Below are 18,674 nucleotides of genomic sequence, written 5' to 3'. Positions count from 1 at the left end.
GTGGTGCAAGCGAAGGTGTATGTGGTGGACGACGACCCGGGCATGCTCGACTCGACGGTATGGCTGCTGGAGTCGGTGGGGCTGCGGGCGCTGCCGTTCACCAGTGGCCAGGCGTTTCTGGAGGCCTGTGTGGACGAGGGGCCGGCGTGCGTGCTGCTGGATGTGCGCATGCCAGGGTTGGGTGGCTTGGCGGTACAGCAAGCGCTGCGCGAGCGGGGGCTGCAGATCCCGCTGATCTTCGTCAGTGGCCACGCCGACGTGCCGATCGTGGTGCGGGCGTTCAAGGCCGGCGCCATCGATTTCATCGAGAAGCCCTACAACGACCAGTTGTTGCTCGACAGCGTGCAGGCCGCGCTCAGCCGCGCCGATGTGGTCCGGGCGGGCAGTGGTGAGGTGGCGCAGGTACAGGCACGCATCGACGGCCTGACCCCGCGTGAGCGTGATGTGTTCATTCCACTGGTGCAGGGGCTGGGCAATCGTGAGATTGCCGAGCAATTGGGGGTGAGCGTGAAGACCATCGACTTGTACCGGGGGCGGGTGATGAAGCGCATGCAGGCCGCGAGCCTGCCCGAACTGGTGGGGATGGCGATCGCTTGTGGCCTGGTCGAGGCGTTGGGGTTGCGGGCGCAGCCCTGACTTGTAGGAGCGGCTTCAGCCGCGATGCAGGCAACGCGATCTCTGGCACCCGCTTCGCGGGTGATCGCGGCTAAAAGCCGCTCCTACAGAGGCCGCGTCAAAACAGTGGGTTTTGCTCCATCCATGAATTTTTTGTTAGTCAGCTAATCAAGGCTTTGACATTCACTGCCTAAGCAGTAATATTTTCATACAATTCCCCGAGCAGATCCCGATGTCCCATTTCACCCCGGAAAACTTCCAGACTTGCACCATCGGCATGTTGCTCGGTCGCGCCGCCCTGCTGAAGGACCGCATCCTCGACTGGCACCTCGAAGCCGACGGCGTCACCGCCGCCCAGTTCAAGGTGCTGATCATCGTCACCCAGTATCAGGTCGACACGCCCGCCGAGCTGTGCCGCTACCTGGGCCTGGACAGCGGTTCGATGACCCGCATGCTCGACCGCCTCGAGCAGAAGGGCCTGGTCCTGCGCCATCGCTGCGCGGACGACCGTCGCCAGGTACGCCTGGCCCTGACCGCCGACGGCCAGCGCCTGGCCGACCGTCTGCCACAGGTGGGCGCGGCGGCGATGAACGAGCTGGTCGGGGTGCTGCAGCCTGAAGAGCTCAAGACCCTCGAAGGCTTGCTGGCCAAGGTGCTGATCAGCGCCGGCGACCCCCTGACGATCCGCCGCTTCGGCGATCGTTGATCCCTGTCACGCATTTTCCAAGGTACCGTCATGGCCACTCCCGCCGACACCTCCACCCTCGCCGTCGCGCCCGACAACACACGCAAGCGCAAGGCCTGGCTGTTCGCCCTGTTGCTGTTGCTGACCCTCGCGGGTGCCGGCACCTGGGCCTGGTACAGCGTGGTCGGGCGCTGGCACGAAAGCACCGACGATGCCTATGTGAATGGCAACGTGGTGGAAATCACCCCGCTGATCACTGGCACCGTCACCAGCATCGGTGCCGACGACGGCGACCTGGTGCACGCCGGCCAGGTGCTGTTGCAGTTCGACCCGGCCGACAGCGAGGTTGCCCTGCAGGCCGCCGAGGCCAAGCTGGCACGTACCGTGCGCCAGGTGCGAGGGCTGTACAGTAACGTCGATTCGCTCAAGGCCCAGCTGGAAACCCGCCAGGCCGAGCTGCAAAAGGCCCAACAGAACTACAACCGACGCAAGGTGCTGGCCGACAGCGGTGCCATCGCCCAGGAAGAAATCGCCCATTCCCACGACGACCTGGTCGTGGCCCAGGCGGCCGTCAATGGTGCACGCCAGCAGCTCAACACCAGCACTGCGCTGGTCGACGACACGGTGGTGTCCTCGCACCCGGAGGTCATGGCCGCCGCCGCCGACCTGCGCCAGGCCTACCTCGACCACGCGCGCACCACTCTGGTGGCGCCGGTCACCGGCTACGTCGCCAAGCGCACTGTGCAACTGGGCCAGCGCCTGCAACCGGGCACCGCGACCATGGCAGTGATTCCCCTGGACGAGGTGTGGATCGATGCCAACTTCAAGGAAACCCAACTGCGCGACATGCGCATCGGCCAACCGGTGCAGATCACCGCCGACCTGTACGGCGGCGAGGTGAAGTACAACGGCACCGTCGACAGCCTGGGGGCCGGTACCGGCAGCGCCTTTGCCCTGCTGCCGGCGCAGAACGCCACCGGCAACTGGATCAAGATCGTCCAGCGCGTGCCGGTGCGTATCCACCTGAACCCCGAACAGCTGAAAGACCACCCGCTGCGCATTGGCCTGTCCACCGTCGCCGAAGTCGATCTGCACGATCAGAGCGGTCCGGCCCTGGCCCAGCAAGCGCCACAGCAGGCGAGCTACACCACCCAGGTCTATGATCGCCAGCTGGTCGAAGCCGACAACCTGATCGCCCGGCTGATCCACGAAAACAGCGCCACCGGCAAGACGGCCCAGCGATGAGCCAGGCGGCCCCCGCGCAGTTCACCCCACCAAGCCTGCTGCTGACCACCATTGGTCTGTCGCTGGCGACGTTCATGCAAGTGCTCGACACCACCATCGCCAACGTCGCCTTGCCGACCATTTCCGGCAACCTGGGGGTCAGCTACGAGCAGGGCACCTGGGTGATTACCTCGTTCGCGGTGAGCAACGCCATCGCATTGCCGCTGACCGGCTGGCTGAGCCGGCGCTTCGGCGAGGTGAAGCTGTTCATCTGGGCCACACTGCTGTTCGTGCTGGCCTCGTTCCTCTGCGGCGTTGCCCAGTCGATGCCCGAGCTGGTCGGCTTCCGGGTGCTGCAGGGGGTGGTGGCCGGCCCGTTGTACCCGATGACGCAAACCCTGCTGATCGCCGTGTACCCGCCTGCGAAAAGGGGCATGGCCCTGGCGTTGCTGGCGATGGTCACCGTGGTGGCACCGATCGCCGGGCCGATACTGGGTGGCTGGATCACCGACAGCTACAGCTGGCCGTGGATCTTCTTCATCAATATTCCTATCGGCCTGTTCGCCGCGGCCGTGGTGCGCCAGCAGATGCGTGCGCGGCCGGTGGTCACCAGCCGCCAGCCGATGGACTACATCGGTCTGCTGACCTTGATCGTGGGGGTGGGGGCGCTGCAGGTGGTGCTGGACAAGGGCAATGACCTGGACTGGTTCGAGTCGTCGTTCATCATCGTCGGCACGTTGATCTCGGTGGTGTTCCTGGCGATTTTCATCATCTGGGAACTGACCGACCGCCACCCGGTGGTCAACCTGCGCTTGTTCGTGCACCGCAATTTCCGCATTGGCACGCTGGTCTTGGTGGGCGGCTATGCCGGGTTCTTCGGCATCAACCTGATCCTGCCCCAATGGCTGCAGACGCAGATGGGCTACACGGCCACCTGGGCGGGGCTGGCGGTGGCGCCGATCGGTCTGTTGCCGGTGTTGATGTCGCCCTTCGTCGGCAAGTATGCACACCGCTTCGACCTGCGCGTGCTGGCCGGCATCGCGTTCCTCGCCATCGGCACCAGCTGTTACATGCGCGCCGGTTTCACCAACGAGGTGGACTTCACCCATATCGCCCTGGTGCAGCTGTTCATGGGCATCGGAGTAGCGCTGTTCTTCATGCCGACCCTGAGTATCCTGCTGTCCGACCTGCCGCCGCATCAAATCGCCGATGGTTCGGGGCTGGCCACCTTCCTGCGTACGTTGGGCGGCAGTTTCGCCGCGTCGCTCACCACCTGGATCTGGATTCGCCGCGCCGACCAGCACCATGCCTACCTGAGCGAGCACATCAGCACCTTCGACCCGGCCACCCGGCATGCCCTGGAGCAGTTGGGTGGGGCCGGCCAGCAGAGCTATGCGAAGCTGGAGCAGATCCTCAACAGCCAGGCCTACATGATGTCGACGGTGGATTACTTCACCTTGCTGACCTGGGTGTTCGCCGGGCTGATCGTGTTGGTGTGGCTGGCCAAGCCACCTTTCACCGCCAAGGCGGGACCCGCTGCGGCAGGGCACTGACAAAAAAAGAGCTGTTGGAGCCAGCTTGCTGGCGAACAGCGGGCACACGGTGGTGGTGCGGTTCGCCAGCAAGCTGGCTCCTGCAGCGGGCGGTGGCATTGATCAGGCTGGGGTGTTTCCCCTAATCTTGTAGGTCTTTTCCGGGCAATTTGGCAGATCCATGGACAAGGTCATCGTCATCACCGGCGCCAGCCGGGGCATCGGCGCCGCCACCGCATTGCTGGCGGCGCAACAGGAGTATCGCATCTGCATCAACTACCACGCCAACGACGAGGCCGCCGAGACGGTGTTGGCCCAGGTTCGCGAGCTGGGCGCCACGGCCATCGCCGTGCGTGCCGACGCCAGCGTCGAGGACGAGGTGGTGCGGTTGTTCCAGCGCGTCGACCACGAACTGGGGCCGGTCACCGCGCTGGTCAACAATGCCGGTACCATTGGCCAGCAGGGCCGGGTGGAGGAGATGTCAGAGTTCCGTCTGCTCAAGGTCATGAAGACCAACGTGGTCGGCCCGATGCTCTGCGCCAAGCACGCCTTGCTGCGCATGGCGCGGCGCCATGGCGGGCAGGGCGGGGCGATCGTCAACGTTTCATCCATGGCCGCGCGGCTTGGCTCGCCCAATGAGTATGTCGACTACGCCGCCTCCAAGGGCGCGCTGGATACCTTCACCATTGGCCTGGCCAAGGAAGTGGCGAGCGAGGGGGTGCGCGTCAATGGCGTACGGCCAGGCTATATCCATACCGGCTTCCACGCCTTGAGCGGTGACCCCGAACGCGTCACCAAGCTCGAGCCAGGCCTGCCCATGGGGCGCGGTGGGCGCCCCGAGGAAGTGGCCGAGGCGATCCTCTGGCTGCTGTCGGACAGCGCGTCCTACTCGACGGGCACCTTCATCGACCTGAGTGGCGGGCGCTGACGCCGGTTACTCGGTCGCCAGCAACTGCGCGACCAGGTCGGCGATGGCCGGCAGCTCGAACGGTTTGCGCAATACGGCGGTGCGCGCAGGTAACTGCCCGTCGCTGAGTGCCGCGCTCTCGTCATAGCCGGTGATGAACAGCACTGGCAGGCTCGGATGCAAGGCTCGGCAGGCCTCGGCGACCTGGCACCCGTTGAGGCCGCCTGGCAAGCCGATATCGCTGATCAGCAGGTCCGGTACGAAGCCGTGCTCCAACAGCTCCAGCGCGGCCGGGCCGTGCTCAACCCCTTCCACCTCATGCCCGAGCTCATCGAGCACCTCGCCAATGACCAGGCGTAGCGCGGCCTGGTCCTCGACCAGCAGGATCCGCGCACGCTCAGGCTGCGTCAGCCTTTCGGCCATCGGGCGGGCTTGCGGCGCCTTGGGCGCTTCATGGTGACGGGGCAGGTACAGATCGATTCGCGTGCCTGCTCCTGGCGTCGATTGGATCTGCAACTGTCCACCAGACTGGCGTACGAAACCGAAGGCCATCGACAACCCCAGCCCTGTGCCCTGGCCGAGCGGCTTGGTGGTGAAGAAGGGGTCGATGGCGCGCTCGACCACCTCCGCTGGCATACCGCGGCCATTGTCTTCGACACTTAGTTGCAGGTAATCGCCTGCCGCGAGATCCAGCGTGGCGGCATGTGCCAGATCGAACGATTGGTTAGCGCAGCGGATGTCGATGCGTCCTCCACCGGGCAAGGCATCTCGGGCGTTGATGCACAGGTTGAGCAGGGCGCTTTCCAGTTGCGGGGGGTCGATGAAGGTCGCCCACAGGTCCGGGCTACAACTGACACTCACGGTAATGGCCGGGCCCACGCTGCGGCGGATCAGTTCCTCCATGTCGAGGATCAGCACGCCAACCGAGGTGGCCTGTGGCAGCAGGGTCTGGCGGCGCGAGAAGGCCAGCAACCGATGCACCAGTGCCGCAGCCCGTCGCGCCGAATCGCTCGCGGTATCGAGCAAGGCTGGGATGTCGCCCAGGCGTGCCTGCTCCAGGCGTTGGCGAACCAGCTCCTGGGCGCCGAGGATGCCTCCGAGCAGGTTGTTGAAGTCATGGGCGATGCCGCCGCTGAGCTGGCCGACAGCTTCCATCTTCTGCGCCTGGCGCAATGCATCCTCGGCCTCCAGCAAGCGTTGCTGCTCGCTGACCTGACGGCTGATGTCGTAGACAAAGAGGTAAGCACCGATAATCGTGCCACTGACATCACGCAACGGGTTGAAGCGCAATTCGAAATGCTGCAGGTGCTTTGCGCGGCCGTACTCGATCACTTCGATGAAGCTTTCACCCGCCAGTGCTCGGCGCCAGAACGCCAGTGAGCGTTGGTACTCCTCGGGAAACCCGGTGAGGCAGGCTGCCAACGTGTCTCCGGCCTTGATCGTGCGCCCGAACAGCAACTCGAAGTCTTTCACCGCGCGTGCGTTCACGGCCAGGAAACGCAACGAAGTGTCGACCACTTGCACCCCTGCCACGCTGCGTTCGACCAGTTCGGCGAACAGGCTGCGTTCGGCCAGGGCATCGGCCACGCGCTGTTCGAGGTGATCGTTGAGTTGCTGTAGCGCAGTCTCCGCGCGGCGCCGCTCGGTGACATCCTGGAACAGCACGGCTACCTGGTTCCGCTCGGCGGGCTCGATACGGAACGTGGTGATCGACAGCACCCGCCCGGTGGCCACCAGTTCCTGTTCGAACTGCAACGGCTGGCCGGTACGCAACACCTCGCCGTAACGGGCGACCCAGTCGTCGGCCTCGTCCGGCACCATTTCCCGCAGCTTCTGCCCGACCACGTCTGGGATGCCGGCGTGGCGGGCGTAGGCGGCGTTGGCGACGATATGGATGTAGTCACTCAGCGGGCCGTGGGGGCCGTCGAAGAACTCGATGACACAAAAGCCTTCATCCATGGTGTCGAACAGAAAACGGTACAGGCTGTCGTCTATGCCATTTTGCTGGGTCAGGCGATTCTCGAGTTCGGCGTTGCGCTGACGCAAAGCCTTGATTTCACTGTCGGGCATGCAGGAGTCCGCAGGAGGGCGAGGCCCCACTTTAGCCTGCCGGCCCGCCCGCGGCTAGAACGAGCGCACGATCCGTCCGAGGGTCTCCATGGCTTGCTCGGGGCCATCGCCCCAGGGGCTGCCGTAGTTCAGGCGAATGCAGTTGCCGAAGCGTCGGGTCGGCGAGAAGATCGGCCCCGGCGCGATGCTGATGCCCTGGGCCAGGGCCATGTGGAACAGCTTCAGCGCATCCATCTGCTCAGGCAGTTCGAGCCACAGGAAGTAGCCGCCGGAAGGTTGGCTGACGCGGGTCTGCGCCGGGAAATGGCGGGCAATGGCGGCGAGCATGTTGGCCTGCTGGCCTTCCAGCGCATAACGCAGCTTGCGCAGGTGGCGGTCGTAGCCGCCGTGTTGCAGGTAGTCGGCGATGGCTGCCTGGGCCGGCATCGACGCGCAGAGCGAGGTCATCAGCTTGAGCCGTTCGATTTTCTGCGCGAAACGCCCGGCGGCGACCCAGCCGATGCGGTAGCCCGGGGCTAGGCTCTTGGCGAACGAGCCGCAGTGCATCACCAGCCCCTCGGTATCGAAGGCCTTGGCCGGCTTCGGTGCTTGCTGCGAGTAGTACAGCTCGGCGTAGACGTCGTCTTCGATAAGCGGCACCTGATGGCGGCGCAGCAGCTCGACCAGTTGCTGCTTCTTCGCCTCCGGCATGCTGGCGCCCACTGGGTTCTGGAAATTGGTCATGCACCACACGGCCTTGACCGGGTGTTTTTCCAGGGTTTTGGCGAGCACGCCAAGGTCCATGCCTTCGCGCGGATGTACCGGAATTTCCACGGCCTTGAGCTTGAGGCGCTCGAGCACTTGCAGGCAGGCGTAGAAGGCCGGCGCCTCGATCGCCACTAGGTCGCCGGGCTGAGTCACCGCCTGCAGGCACAGGTTCAGCGCCTCCAGCGCACCGTTGGTGATCAGCAGTTCCTCCATGGGCAGCATCAGCCCGCCGACCATGTAGCGCAGGGCGATCTGCCGGCGCAGTTGCGGGTTGCCCGGCGACAGGTCGGTGACCACCATGCGCGGGTCCATTGCCCGGCTGGCGCTGGCCAGCGAGCGCGACAGGCGTTGCAGGGGAAACAGCGTGGGGCTGGGGAAGGCCGAGCCGAACGGCACGGTGTGCGGATCCTTGATCGAGTCGAGGATGGAGAACACCAGGCCGCTGACATCCACGTCGGTGGACTCGCTGGCCGGCGCTTGCGCCTGGGGTTCGCTGAACGGGCGTGGGGCGTGAGCATTGACGAAGTAGCCTGAGCGCGGCCGGGCGCGGATCAGGCCACGGCGCTCCAGCAGGTAATAGGCCTGGAACACCGTGGACGGGCTGACGCCGTGGGTTTGGCTGGCATAACGCACCGAGGGCACGCGCTGGCCAGGGCCGAGCACCCCGGAGCGGATCAGTTCGGCAATGTCGTCGGCGAATCGTTCGTAGCGTTTCATTGTAATGATCTGTCGCAACCTGCAGGCAAGGTGAGGGGCAGTGTAAGGGATCAGCGGTTCATCGGCGCCACGAAGCGGCTCGTCGCGACACTGCGCACGCCAGGCTGGTCGCTGTCCTGGATCTCGAAGGCCAGCTCCTGGGAGCTGCTGGCCGGGCGATCGGCAAGCATCGCCACCGACACTGGCAGTTCGCTCATTTCACCCGGCGCGATAGTGAATTCGGTGCGCCCATGCAGCTCGAAGCCGTCGGCATCCACCAGGCGCAGGCGATAGTGCTGGGTTTGTGGGGTCTTGTTGATGATCTTGAGCAGGTAGATGTTCTCGATCTGGCCCAGGGCGTTCTCGCGGAACAGGCCACGGTCCTTGATCACATCCATCGACACCATCGGCCGCATCTGCAGGGCGACGATCAGCGCGCCGATCATCACTACCAGCGCGGTCGCGTAGCCCAGCAGGCGAGGGCGCAGCCAGTGGGTCTTGCCACCCTGCAGGTTGTGTTCGGACTTGTAGCCGACCAGGCCTCGGGCATAGCCCATCTTGTCCATCACTCCGTCGCAGGCATCGATGCAGGCGGCGCAGCCGATGCAGGCCATCTGCAGGCCGTCGCGGATGTCGATGCCGGTGGGGCAGACCTGCACGCACAAGGTGCAGTCGATGCAATCGCCCAGGCCCTGGCTGCGCGGGTCGCTGCCTTTCTTGCGTGGGCCGCGGGACTCGCCGCGGCTGGGGTCGTAGGCCACCGCCAGGGTGTCCTTGTCGAACATCACGCTCTGGAAGCGGGCATAGGGGCACATGTGCATGCACACCGCCTCGCGCATCCAGCCGGCGTTGATGTAGGTGGCGCCGGTGAAGAACAGCACCCAGAACAGCGCCACGCCACTCAGCTCAAGGGTGAACAGCTCCTGTGCCAGCGGGCGGATCGGGGTGAAGTAGCCGACGAAGGTCAGCCCGGTCGCCACGCCGATCGCCAGCCACAACCCATGTTTGAGGGTTCGTCGGGCCAGCTTGTTCAGGCCCCAGGGCGCCGCGGCCAGCTTGATGCGTTGGTTACGGTCGCCCTCGGCGACTTTCTCGCACCACATGAACAACCAGGTCCAGGTGCTCTGTGGGCAGCTATAGCCGCACCACACCCGGCCGGCGAATACGGTGATGGCGAAAAGGCCGAATGCACAGATGATCAGCAGCGCCGAGAGCAGGATGAAATCCTGGGGCCAGAACGTGGCGCCGAAAATATGGAACTTGCTTTCGGCCAGGTCCCAGAGCACGGCCTGGCGACCATTCCATTGCAACCACGCGGTGCCGAAGAACAGGGCGAACAACAGGCCCGCGAAGGCGACCCGCAGGGTGCGGTAGAAGCCGGTGAAGCTACGGGTGTGAATGCTGCCATCCGCTTGGCTTTTGCTCTTGTTGGCGGCGGCAGGGGCAATCTCGATGACTCGGAAGGGGATTCTATCGCTCATGGTTCATCGCTCATCAGGCCTCGATCAGGCCAGGGCACTATGGCCTCCGATCTGTTTGCAGCACAGACTCAGGTAACTCGATAAAAACCATATCAGATGATCGTGGTCCACCTTCCATCCCTTGTATCGCGCAACCTTGAGCGCTTATTGGCAGATACCTGCGGCTTTCTACCGCACCTGCGCCGGTCGCTGGGCAGATTGTGGCGCACTCAGGGGATGGATGGAGGTCTACCGCAACATGAACGCCTGTAGGAGCCGGCCTTGCCGGCGAACACCGGCATGGCCGGTGCCAGGACCGCGTTGCCCGCCTCGCCGGCAAGCCGGTCCCTGCAGAGGCGGGTGAGCTAGAGAGCGGGAGGTGCGACCATGCAGACTTGGGAATCCATCTGGATGGCGGTGCAGGCCGAATTTGCCGATATCACCGATGAGCGCGAAGTGACGCAGGTGCTTTTGCGCCTGTTGATGGCGGCATTGCTGGGCGCGGTGCTGGGGTTCGAGCGAGAGAGCAAGGGCAAGGCAGCCGGGGTGCGCACGCACATGCTGGTATGCATGGGCGCGGCGCTGTTCGTGCTCGCCCCTGGCATGGCCGGTGCGGACCAACAGGCGTTGAGCCGGATCATCCAGGGCATTGTCGCCGGTATTGGCTTTCTGGGGGCTGGAACCATTCTCAAGGGGCATGGCCAGGACACCAGCCACGTGAAAGGCCTGACCACCGCCGCTGGGCTCTGGATGACGGCCGCCATCGGCACTGCCGCGGGCATGGGGCGAGAGGCCACGGCATTGATCAGCACGGTGCTGGCGCTGCTGGTGCTGTGCAGCATGCCGGTACTGGTGGAGAAGGTGGAGGGTGGGAACGAAGGGAGGATGCACAAGGACGAGGAGGGCAGGAAGCACTGAGGGGAGCCGAAGCTCCCCTCAAAGCGTTGTTGCCTGCTCTTTTATTATTATTGGAGACGGGCCTGTTGTTGTTTTTGTCAGCCGTTGCCTCGGTACCGCAGGGCCCCTATCCGGGGCCAAGAGCAAACGTATTTTTTTGAGCGCTGACCTGCGTTCATCCAACGTGATCCAACCGTGACTGCCGCTACCTTGCGGGTAGTTTTATTGTTCTGTGTCAGGTTGCGGGGCGGGCCCCTGAAAAGCACGTCGACTCCAAAAAAATCTGCTTGCTACGCCTCTGCCGTGTTGTTCTTGTTATGTCAGAGCCGTTCTCTATTGTTCTTATTGGTTGTCGCGTTTTTTGTTCTTGTTGTACCAGAGATAAAGCAGGTAGCGTGCCAACTTTTCAAATTCCTTTAAAATCAATGGCTTGCATGAATCCCACGGAATGCTCAAGGGTGGGATTCTGTCGAATTGTTTCCCTGTTACCCGATTTTTCCCTGAGCAACCTGTGGGCGGTAACACTCCGCCCACAGTTGCGTGACATTCGTGTGAATCAGCGTGCGCCACGTGCACGGGCAACCCGCGAACCGGTGGCCCGGCCGAGCACTTTACTGATACGCAGGCCCGCGCCGATCAGGCGCTCGAGGTCGATGCCGGTGTCTATACCCAAGCCTTGCATCAGGTACACCACATCCTCAGTGGCTACGTTACCGGTGGCGCCCTTGGCGTAGGGGCAGCCGCCCAGCCCGGCCACCGAACTGTCGAACACCGCGATCCCCTCGAGCAGGCTGGCATAGACATTGGCCAGTGCCTGGCCATAGGTGTCGTGGAAGTGTCCGGCCAGTTGCTCACGGGGCACCTGGGCCGCGACCACATCGAACAGGCGGCGGGTGGCGCCGGCGGTGCCGGTGCCGATGGTGTCGCCGAGCGAGACCTCGTAGCAGCCCATGTCATGCAGGGCGCGGGCCACCGGCGCGACCTGTTCGGCCGTGACCGTGCCCTCGTAGGGGCAGCCCAGCACGCAAGAGACATACCCGCGCACCCGCACGCCATGATTGCGCGCCGCTTCCATGATCGGTTCGAAACGCGTGAGGCTTTCGCTGATCGAACAGTTGATATTGCGCTGGGAGAACGCCTCGGAGGCTGCGGCGAACACCGCCACTTCCTTCACGCCTGCGGCCAGTGCATCCTCGAAACCGCGCAGGTTGGGCGCCAACGCTGCATAGGTGACACCTGGCCGTTGCTGGATACCGGCGAACACCTCGGCGGAACCGGCCATCTGCGGCACCCACTTGGGCGAAACGAAGCTGCCCACCTCTATATAGCCGAGCCCCGCATCGGTAAGGTCGTTCACCAGCCGCACCTTGTCGGCGACGCTGATGGGTTGGGCTTCGTTCTGCAGGCCGTCGCGCGGGCCGACTTCGACCAGGCGGACTCTTTCTGGCAATGACATGGCGGGGTTCCTGTGGCGGGTCAACGGTTGGGGTGCTGCTGGTTCAGGGTGGCGGCCAGGGCTTGCTCGCAGCGCTCCTGGGCGGTGTCCAGCTCCAGGTGCATCTGCTGGATGTCGAGCATCTGCTGCTCCAGTTGGGCGCGCCGTTCGGCAATCTTGGCGAGCATGCTGTTGAGCTGCTTGAGGTTGCCACCGGTAGGGTCGTACAGGCCGATCAGCTCGCGGCACTCGGCCAGCGAGAAACCGATGCGCTTGCCGCGCAGGATCAGTTTGAGGGTGACTTTGTCGCGGGCCGAGTAGATGCGCTCCAGGCCTCGGCGCTCGGGGCTGAGCAAGCCCTGTTCCTCGTAGAAGCGAATGGCGCGGGTGGTGATGTCCAGTTCGCGGGAGAGGTCGGAAATGCTGTAGGTCTGGCTGGTCATGCTTGGGCTCGGCGGGTGGAATGGGGATAACCTAAAGCCAGGTTTACGTATACGTCAAGCTCGGGATTGGACCGCATGAATCCAGTGGCTTTGGGAATGAGCGCGGGCGACGGCCAATGGCTTTGATCTATCGCCATTGCACCACTCACCTATGCTGTTTCGACGGGTGTGATGCACCCACTTCCCAGCCATGCCACCCTCCGAGGGAATGCCTTCATGAGCACCAAGCCTACTGTTGTCCTGGTTCATGGTTTCTGGGGCGGAGCCGCCCATTGGGGGCGGGTCATCGTCGAGCTGGACCGCAAGGGCCACACAGGCCTGCGCGCCGTGGAAATGCCATTGACGTCGTTGGCCGACGATGTCGAGCGCACCCGCAAGGTGGTGGCGCAGATCGAGGGGCCGGTGGTACTGGTGGGGCACTCCTATGGCGGCGCGGTCATCACCGAGGCGGGCAATGCGGACAATGTGAAGGGGCTGGTCTACATCGCCGCCTTCGCGCCGGATGCGGGCGAAAGCCCTGGCGCCATCACGCAGGAGAAACTGCCCGCCGCAGCACCAAACCTGGCGCCGGACAGCGATGGTTACTTATGGCTCAAGGCCGACAAGTTCCATGAAAGCTTCTGCCAGGATCTGCCGAAGGACGATGGGCTGGTCATGGGGGTAACGCAGAAGGCGCCGCTGGCCAGCACCTTTGGCGACACCATCACCAAGCCGGCATGGAAGAGTAAGCCGTCCTGGTACCAGATCTCCAGCAAGGACCACATGATCCACCCGGACAACCAGCGCAAGATGGCTGATCGATTAGGCGCCAAGAAGGTCATCACGCTAGACGCCAGCCATGCCTCCCTGGCGTCGAGGGCGAAGGATGTAGCGAACCTGATCGATGAGGCGGTGAAAGCGCTGAGCTAACGCTTGCACTGGGCGAGCACCACCTGGCAGGAGTCAGGCGTGCCGCCGGAGCGCCCGGCGTAGCGGATGCAACTGGCCATGGACTTCTTGCGCGCCATGGCCAGGGTGTTAGCGAAGGCCAGGCCACCTTCACCATTGCTGGGCATGGCCTTGGCATAGCAGTTGGAACCTGCGTTGGCGGCTGTGTAACGGGCCTTGCTGGAGCAGCCCGCGCCAAGCGCAAGGCCCAGGGCGAGGGTACAGAGCAGCAAGCAGGAAACGGGTCGGTCGGTCATGTCGAGGCTCTTGCTGGGCAGGCCATGGGCCTGTGTGGGAATGGCTTGTTCAGCTTAGCTGTTTCGCCTGGGTGGCGCAGTGTGACGATGTACCGCAGCAACAGAGGCTTCAGTGAGCAGTGGCGAGTGGCCATTTATCGTGCAGAATGTGCCATTTGTGCCCTGAAGGGCATCGGACCCCGTCCACTCACTTCTGAAAAATGTCCAATGAGCCGAGGGTCGCAAATGAGCGGACGTAATGTGGGCCGGTCACTGTGCCTGGTCCTGGCGCTGACGGCCACAGGCGCACAGGCGGCGGACGACTGCCGGCACCTGAAGGCGACGGGCAACCCCGAGTACCCCCCCTATCTCTGGCGAGATCCGCACAATCCCGGGCAATTGATCGGTGCCAACGCCGACCTGCTCAAGCACCTGGCCGAAGAACTGGGGCTGGTGGTCGATGTGGTGTATGCCGGCCCCTGGTCACGGGCCCAGGAAGAAGTGCGCACTGGGCGCATCGACATGCTCGCTGGGTATTTTCTGACCCGGGCGCGACAGCAGGTCATGGATTTCATCAAGCCCGCCTTCTTGAACACCCCCAGTGTGGTCTGGGTGCGCCAGGGTGATGGTTTTGCCTACTCAGGGTGGGCGGATCTGAAGGGGCGTAGCGGGGGCACGCTGGTCAACAACAGCTACGGCCAGCAGTTCGACGACTATGCCCGAGCCAACCTCAACCTTGAGGCGGTGCCTAGCGCGGCGCAGGCATTCCAGAAGCTTCTGCTCAAGCGTAACGACTATGTGATCTACGAGCGCTACCCCGGCATGGCGCTGGCCGAGACCCAGGGCATGGAGACGCGCCTGGAAGTGCTGGACCCGCCGGTTTCCAGCGAGGGCCTGTACCTGGCACTGTCGCGCAATGTGCCCTGCAACCAGCCGGCCCTGCGCAAGCAAATGGCGGAAAAGATGCGGGAGATCGTTGCCAGCCCCTTGCCCGAGCAGTGGCTGGCGCAGAACCTGGCGTTGTGGAAGCAACAGCAGCACCAGGAGTGAGCCTCGGTAGAAGGTTGGGCAAGATCACCGGGGTGGCCAAGTGCCAGGCGAGTGTCATGCAGCGGTCTCCAGATCGAGCGCCGCCTGTGCGGCGTATCGCGGATGAATCCGCTCCTACAGGTTTGTTTCGAGCCAGGCATGCCATGCGCTTACAGGTGCGGCACGTTGCAACCGATGTAGGATTCATCCGCGATACGCCGCGCGGGCGGCGCTCGATCGCAAAGGCAATGCGCATTCAGAGCTTGATCAGCACCGACTTCAACTCGGTGTAATGCTCGATTGCCGCCGCGCCCATCTCGCGGCCGACACCGGAGAGCTTGTAGCCACCGAACGGCAGCGCAGGGTCCAGTGCGCTGTGGCAATTGACCCACACCGACCCGGACTTGATACGCGGAATCATCCGGTGCACCGCCGCCAGGTCGTTGGACCAGATGCTCGCGCCCAGGCCATAGGGGTTGTCATTGGCCATGCGCAGTACTTCGTCGATATCGTCGAACGGCATGGCCACCAGCACCGGCCCGAAGATTTCTTCCTGTACCAGACGGTGACGTTGGTCGACATCGACGATCACTGTCGGCCTGACGTAGTAGCCCGGGCCGAAACCCTCGCCACCGCAGGCGATGGTGGCGCCCAGCTCCCGGCCCAGGTCGATGTAGCCGGTGACCCGTTCCTGCTGCCTGGCCGAGATCAGCGGCCCCATCTGCACCGAGGGGTCCAGGCCGTTGCCCAGCTTCATGCCGTTGGCGATAGCGGCGATATCGGCAACCACGTTGTCGAAATGCTTGCGGTGCACATACAGCCGGGACCCTGCGCAGCACACCTGGCCATGGTTGAAGAAAATCGCCGTGGCGGCACCGGCGGCGGCGTCCTGCAGGTTGGCGTCGGGCAGGACGATGGTCGGCGACTTGCCGCCCAGCTCGAGGGTGACGCGGGTCATGTTGTCCATGGCTGCCTTGCCGATCAACTTGCCAACTTCGGTGGAGCCGGTGAAGGTCAGCTTGTCGACACCGGGGTGGCGACTGAGGGCGGCGCCGGCTTCGAGGCCGGTGCCGGTGACCACGTTGAACACGCCGGCCGGATAGCCGGCTTCATCGATCAGCTCGGCCAGCTTGAGGGCGGTCAGCGGCGTCTCGTCGGCTGGTTTGAGAACCAGGGTGCAGCCGGTGGCCAGGGCCGGGCCGAGCTTCCAGCAGGCCAGCAGCAGGGGGAAGTTCCAGGCGACGATGGCACCGACCACACCCACGGCCTCACGGCGGATGAAACCGTGGAATTCGTCGTTGGGCATCAGCGGTAGCGACGGCTCGACGGTGCTGCCCTCGAGCTTGGTCGCCCAGCCGGCCATGTAGCGCAGGAAGTCGATGGCCAACTGCACGTCCATCACTTGGGCCACGGCGGCGCTCTTGCCATTGTTCAGGCATTCGAGTTCGGCCAGCTCCTGGGCGTCGCGCTGCATCAGGTCGGCCAGGCGCCACAGCAGGTTCTGCCGCTCCCGCGGGCGCAGGCGGCTCCAGGGCGAGGCGTCGAAGGCCTGGCGCGCGGCCTGCACTGCCCGGTCCACATCCGCTGGCGCGGCCGCGGGCACCTCGCCGAGCACCTCGCCGGTGGCCGGGTTGCGCAAGGTCATGGTGCGTCCGCTGGCGGCGTCCTGCCAGTCGGCGCCGATGCGCATCTTCAGCTTGCGCGCGAGGAAGGCGCGGGTGGCGGGGAGGATGGGCAGTTCGGAATGCATGGGGCGGTGCCTCTTGTCATTGGATGTGAACAGCCATTGGCAATGGCCGTGCCAATACCCGGCTGGTCATCCAACGCTTTGATAGTTGGACATTTTCAGGGCTTAAGTGGCGGCGCTGAGGCAAGCCGCCTGTTGCACATTGAGACGCTGTTGAGACTGCGATGGAACAGTTGACCGGGGCGGCCATTTCGCCTCTCGCTACTCTGCAGGAGCCGGCCTTGCCGGCGATGGCCTGTGCCGCGGGCCCGGTGTCTCAAGGTGAAACACACAGTCGCGAAATGGAACGTTTGCTTGCGCGCCATGGCGCGCCGAACTGTTCCCTGAAACTATCCAAACGCTTGATCCGCAACACCTTTGCCCCAACTGGCACACTTCCTGTATCGCCACTGTCACATGCACACCGCAGTACCCAAGCGTGCGAAAAACGATAAGAACAACACCGTGGAGGTCTGACCTTGAACACGACTCGACTCCGGCGGCGGGCGGGCACTCTGGCGCTGGTCGCCACCGCCCTGCTGTCCGCCCAGGCCATGGCGGCCGAGCAGGGCCCGAGCCTGTTGCAGAACAAGTGCATGGGGTGCCATATCCCCGAGGGCAACGACAGCTACAGCCGCATCAGCCATCAGCGCAAGACCCCGGAAGGCTGGTTGATGAGCATCGCCCGCATGCAGGTGATGCACGGCCTTTCGATCAGCGACGACGACCGCCGCACCCTGGTCAAGTACCTGGCCGACAAGCAGGGTCTGGCCCCCAGCGAGACCGAGGGTGTGCGCTACGCCATGGAGCGTCGGCTGAACACCGTCGAGCACTTCGACGATCAACTCAGCCAGATGTGCGGGCGCTGCCACTCCGGTGCCCGGGTCGCCCTGCAACGGCGTCCGGCCAAGGAGTGGGAGCACCTGGTCAACTTCCACCTCAGCCAGTGGCCGTCCCTCGAATACCAGGCCCAGGCCCGCGACCGCGACTGGCTGGACATCGCCCTCAAGCAGATGGTGCCCGACCTGGCCAAGCGCTACCCCCTCGACAACCCGGCCTGGGCCGAGTGGCTCAAGGCCCGGCCCAAGGCCGAGGCCCTGGCCGGGCAGTGGGCGTTCAGCGGCCATATGCTGGCCAAGGGCGATGTGCGCGGGGTGATGAGCGTCAGCGCCGACCAGGGCGACACCTTCAAGGTCGAGGTCAAGGGCCGTTATGCCGACGGCACGCCGTTCAACGGCAGCGGCTCGGCGATCCTCTACAACGGCTATGAGTGGCGCGGCACTGTGAAGGTCGGCGAGGCCAACCTGCGCCAGGTGTTCGCGGCCATCGACGGGCAGATGAAAGGCCGCATGTTCGAGGCCGAGCACGACGAGCGTGGCCTGGACTTCAGCGCCGCCAAGGCCGGCCAGGGCCGCTTGCTGGCGGTGCAGCCGGCGTTCATCAAGGTGGGCAGCGAAAGCGAGGTCACCCTGGTGGGTAGTGACCTGTCGGGCACGCCGGCGCTGGGTGTGGGCGTGGAGGTGACCGAGGTGCTGGAGTCGTCCCCGACGTTGATCCGGGTCAAGGCGCGCGCCGCCAAGGATGCCGCCGTGGGGCTGCGTGAAGTCGCGGTGGGCACCCTCAAGGGCCTGCAACTGGCGGTGTACGACAAGGTTGAAGAGGTCAAGGTGGTGCCGGCGTTCTCCATCGCCCGTATCGGCGAGAACGGTGCCTCGGTGCCGAAGGTCCAGGGGCGTTTCGAGGCCGAGGCCTGGGGCAAGGATGCCAGTGGCCAGCCACTGCGCATCGGCTACCTGCCGGCCAGCTGGAAGGTCGAGCCGTTCAACGAGCGGGCCGTCGAGGACGAGGACCTCAAGTTCGCCGGGCAGATGCAGGCCGACGGCGTGTTCGTGCCAGGCGGCGCGGGGCCGAACCCCGAGCGCAAGATGATGACCAATAACGCCGGCAACCTGAAAGTGATCGCCACGCTCGCCGACGGCGGCCAGCAGGGTGAGGGGCATCTGATTGTCACCGTGCAGCGCTGGAACAACCCGCCGCTGCCATAG

Annotated in this window: 16 protein-coding genes; 9 read left to right on the top strand and 7 right to left on the bottom strand. The window is 64.4% G+C overall.

Annotation, left to right across the window (positions count from 1 at the left end; translation table 11 throughout):
- From IM733_RS07540 to IM733_RS07520, 5 genes are all read left to right on the top strand, one after another.
- On the top strand, positions 1–636 hold the full coding sequence (locus IM733_RS07540) for a response regulator transcription factor (RefSeq protein ID WP_283107520.1): 636 nt from the start codon (positions 1–3) through the stop codon (positions 634–636).
- Positions 637–847: 211 nt separating this feature from the next.
- The gene (locus IM733_RS07535; RefSeq protein ID WP_248920274.1) at positions 848–1,321 is read left to right on the top strand and encodes a MarR family winged helix-turn-helix transcriptional regulator; all 474 of its coding nucleotides are present in this window, start codon (positions 848–850) and stop codon (positions 1,319–1,321) included.
- 30 nt (positions 1,322–1,351) lie between these two features.
- Positions 1,352–2,545 (top strand): HlyD family efflux transporter periplasmic adaptor subunit, encoded by a 1,194-nt coding sequence (locus IM733_RS07530; RefSeq protein WP_248920273.1) that lies wholly within the window; start codon positions 1,352–1,354, stop codon positions 2,543–2,545.
- Positions 2,542–4,077 (top strand): DHA2 family efflux MFS transporter permease subunit, encoded by a 1,536-nt coding sequence (locus IM733_RS07525; RefSeq protein ID WP_248920272.1) that lies wholly within the window; start codon positions 2,542–2,544, stop codon positions 4,075–4,077. Before IM733_RS07530 ends, IM733_RS07525 begins: the two co-directional genes overlap by 4 nt.
- Before the next feature lie 160 nt (positions 4,078–4,237).
- Positions 4,238–4,984 (top strand): SDR family oxidoreductase, encoded by a 747-nt coding sequence (locus tag IM733_RS07520; protein ID WP_248920271.1) that lies wholly within the window; start codon positions 4,238–4,240, stop codon positions 4,982–4,984.
- 6 nt (positions 4,985–4,990) lie between these two features.
- On the opposite strand, the gene IM733_RS07515 is transcribed toward IM733_RS07520, so the two are convergent.
- From IM733_RS07515 to ccoG, 3 genes are read right to left on the bottom strand one after another with little or no spacing between them, the layout of a single operon-like run.
- Complete coding sequence (locus IM733_RS07515) at positions 4,991–7,033, bottom strand: PAS domain-containing protein (RefSeq protein WP_248920270.1); 2,043 nt, start codon at positions 7,031–7,033, stop codon at positions 4,991–4,993.
- A 54-nt stretch (positions 7,034–7,087) separates the two neighbouring features.
- Positions 7,088–8,497, bottom strand: coding sequence for a GntR family transcriptional regulator MpaR (mapR, locus tag IM733_RS07510; RefSeq protein ID WP_248920269.1), 1,410 nt, complete (start codon positions 8,495–8,497; stop codon positions 7,088–7,090).
- Between the two features lie 50 nt (positions 8,498–8,547).
- The gene (ccoG, locus tag IM733_RS07505; protein ID WP_248920268.1) at positions 8,548–9,957 is read right to left on the bottom strand and encodes a cytochrome c oxidase accessory protein CcoG; all 1,410 of its coding nucleotides are present in this window, start codon (positions 9,955–9,957) and stop codon (positions 8,548–8,550) included.
- Between the two features lie 366 nt (positions 9,958–10,323).
- Between ccoG and IM733_RS07500 the strand changes: the two genes are divergently transcribed.
- A complete protein-coding gene (locus IM733_RS07500; RefSeq protein WP_248920267.1) occupies positions 10,324–10,854 on the top strand; it encodes an MgtC/SapB family protein in 531 nt (176 codons plus the stop codon).
- A 535-nt stretch (positions 10,855–11,389) separates the two neighbouring features.
- Here IM733_RS07500 and IM733_RS07495 read toward each other — a convergent pair.
- Both IM733_RS07495 and IM733_RS07490 read right to left on the bottom strand, forming a co-directional pair.
- On the bottom strand, positions 11,390–12,289 hold the full coding sequence (locus tag IM733_RS07495; RefSeq protein ID WP_248920266.1) for a hydroxymethylglutaryl-CoA lyase: 900 nt from the start codon (positions 12,287–12,289) through the stop codon (positions 11,390–11,392).
- Positions 12,290–12,309: 20 nt separating this feature from the next.
- The gene (locus IM733_RS07490; RefSeq protein WP_011534144.1) at positions 12,310–12,711 is read right to left on the bottom strand and encodes a MerR family transcriptional regulator; all 402 of its coding nucleotides are present in this window, start codon (positions 12,709–12,711) and stop codon (positions 12,310–12,312) included.
- Positions 12,712–12,927: 216 nt separating this feature from the next.
- Between IM733_RS07490 and IM733_RS07485 the strand changes: the two genes are divergently transcribed.
- Positions 12,928–13,620, top strand: coding sequence for an alpha/beta hydrolase (locus IM733_RS07485; RefSeq protein WP_248920265.1), 693 nt, complete (start codon positions 12,928–12,930; stop codon positions 13,618–13,620).
- On the opposite strand, the gene IM733_RS07480 is transcribed toward IM733_RS07485, so the two are convergent.
- Positions 13,617–13,895: a hypothetical protein gene (locus tag IM733_RS07480; protein WP_248920264.1), complete on the bottom strand. Its 279-nt coding sequence runs from the start codon at positions 13,893–13,895 to the stop codon at positions 13,617–13,619. The two genes, IM733_RS07485 and IM733_RS07480, sit on opposite strands and share 4 nt — an antisense overlap.
- Before the next feature lie 225 nt (positions 13,896–14,120).
- On the opposite strand from IM733_RS07480, the gene IM733_RS07475 reads away from it, so the two are divergent.
- Positions 14,121–14,924, top strand: coding sequence for a substrate-binding periplasmic protein (locus IM733_RS07475; RefSeq protein WP_248920263.1), 804 nt, complete (start codon positions 14,121–14,123; stop codon positions 14,922–14,924).
- A 235-nt stretch (positions 14,925–15,159) separates the two neighbouring features.
- On the opposite strand, the gene IM733_RS07470 is transcribed toward IM733_RS07475, so the two are convergent.
- Positions 15,160–16,653, bottom strand: coding sequence for an aldehyde dehydrogenase family protein (locus tag IM733_RS07470; protein WP_248920262.1), 1,494 nt, complete (start codon positions 16,651–16,653; stop codon positions 15,160–15,162).
- Positions 16,654–17,108: 455 nt separating this feature from the next.
- Here IM733_RS07470 and peaA point away from each other — a divergent pair, with 455 nt between their 5' ends.
- Positions 17,109–18,674: a quinohemoprotein amine dehydrogenase subunit alpha gene (gene peaA / locus IM733_RS07465; RefSeq protein ID WP_248920261.1), complete on the top strand. Its 1,566-nt coding sequence runs from the start codon at positions 17,109–17,111 to the stop codon at positions 18,672–18,674.

The sequence above is a fragment of the Pseudomonas entomophila genome (assembly GCF_023277925.1).
In the GTDB taxonomy this organism is placed as follows: Bacteria; Pseudomonadota; Gammaproteobacteria; order Pseudomonadales; family Pseudomonadaceae; genus Aquipseudomonas; species Aquipseudomonas entomophila_D.
The sequence above is the reverse complement of the archived record's forward strand: the minus strand, read 5'-3'. Positions and strand labels throughout refer to the sequence as shown.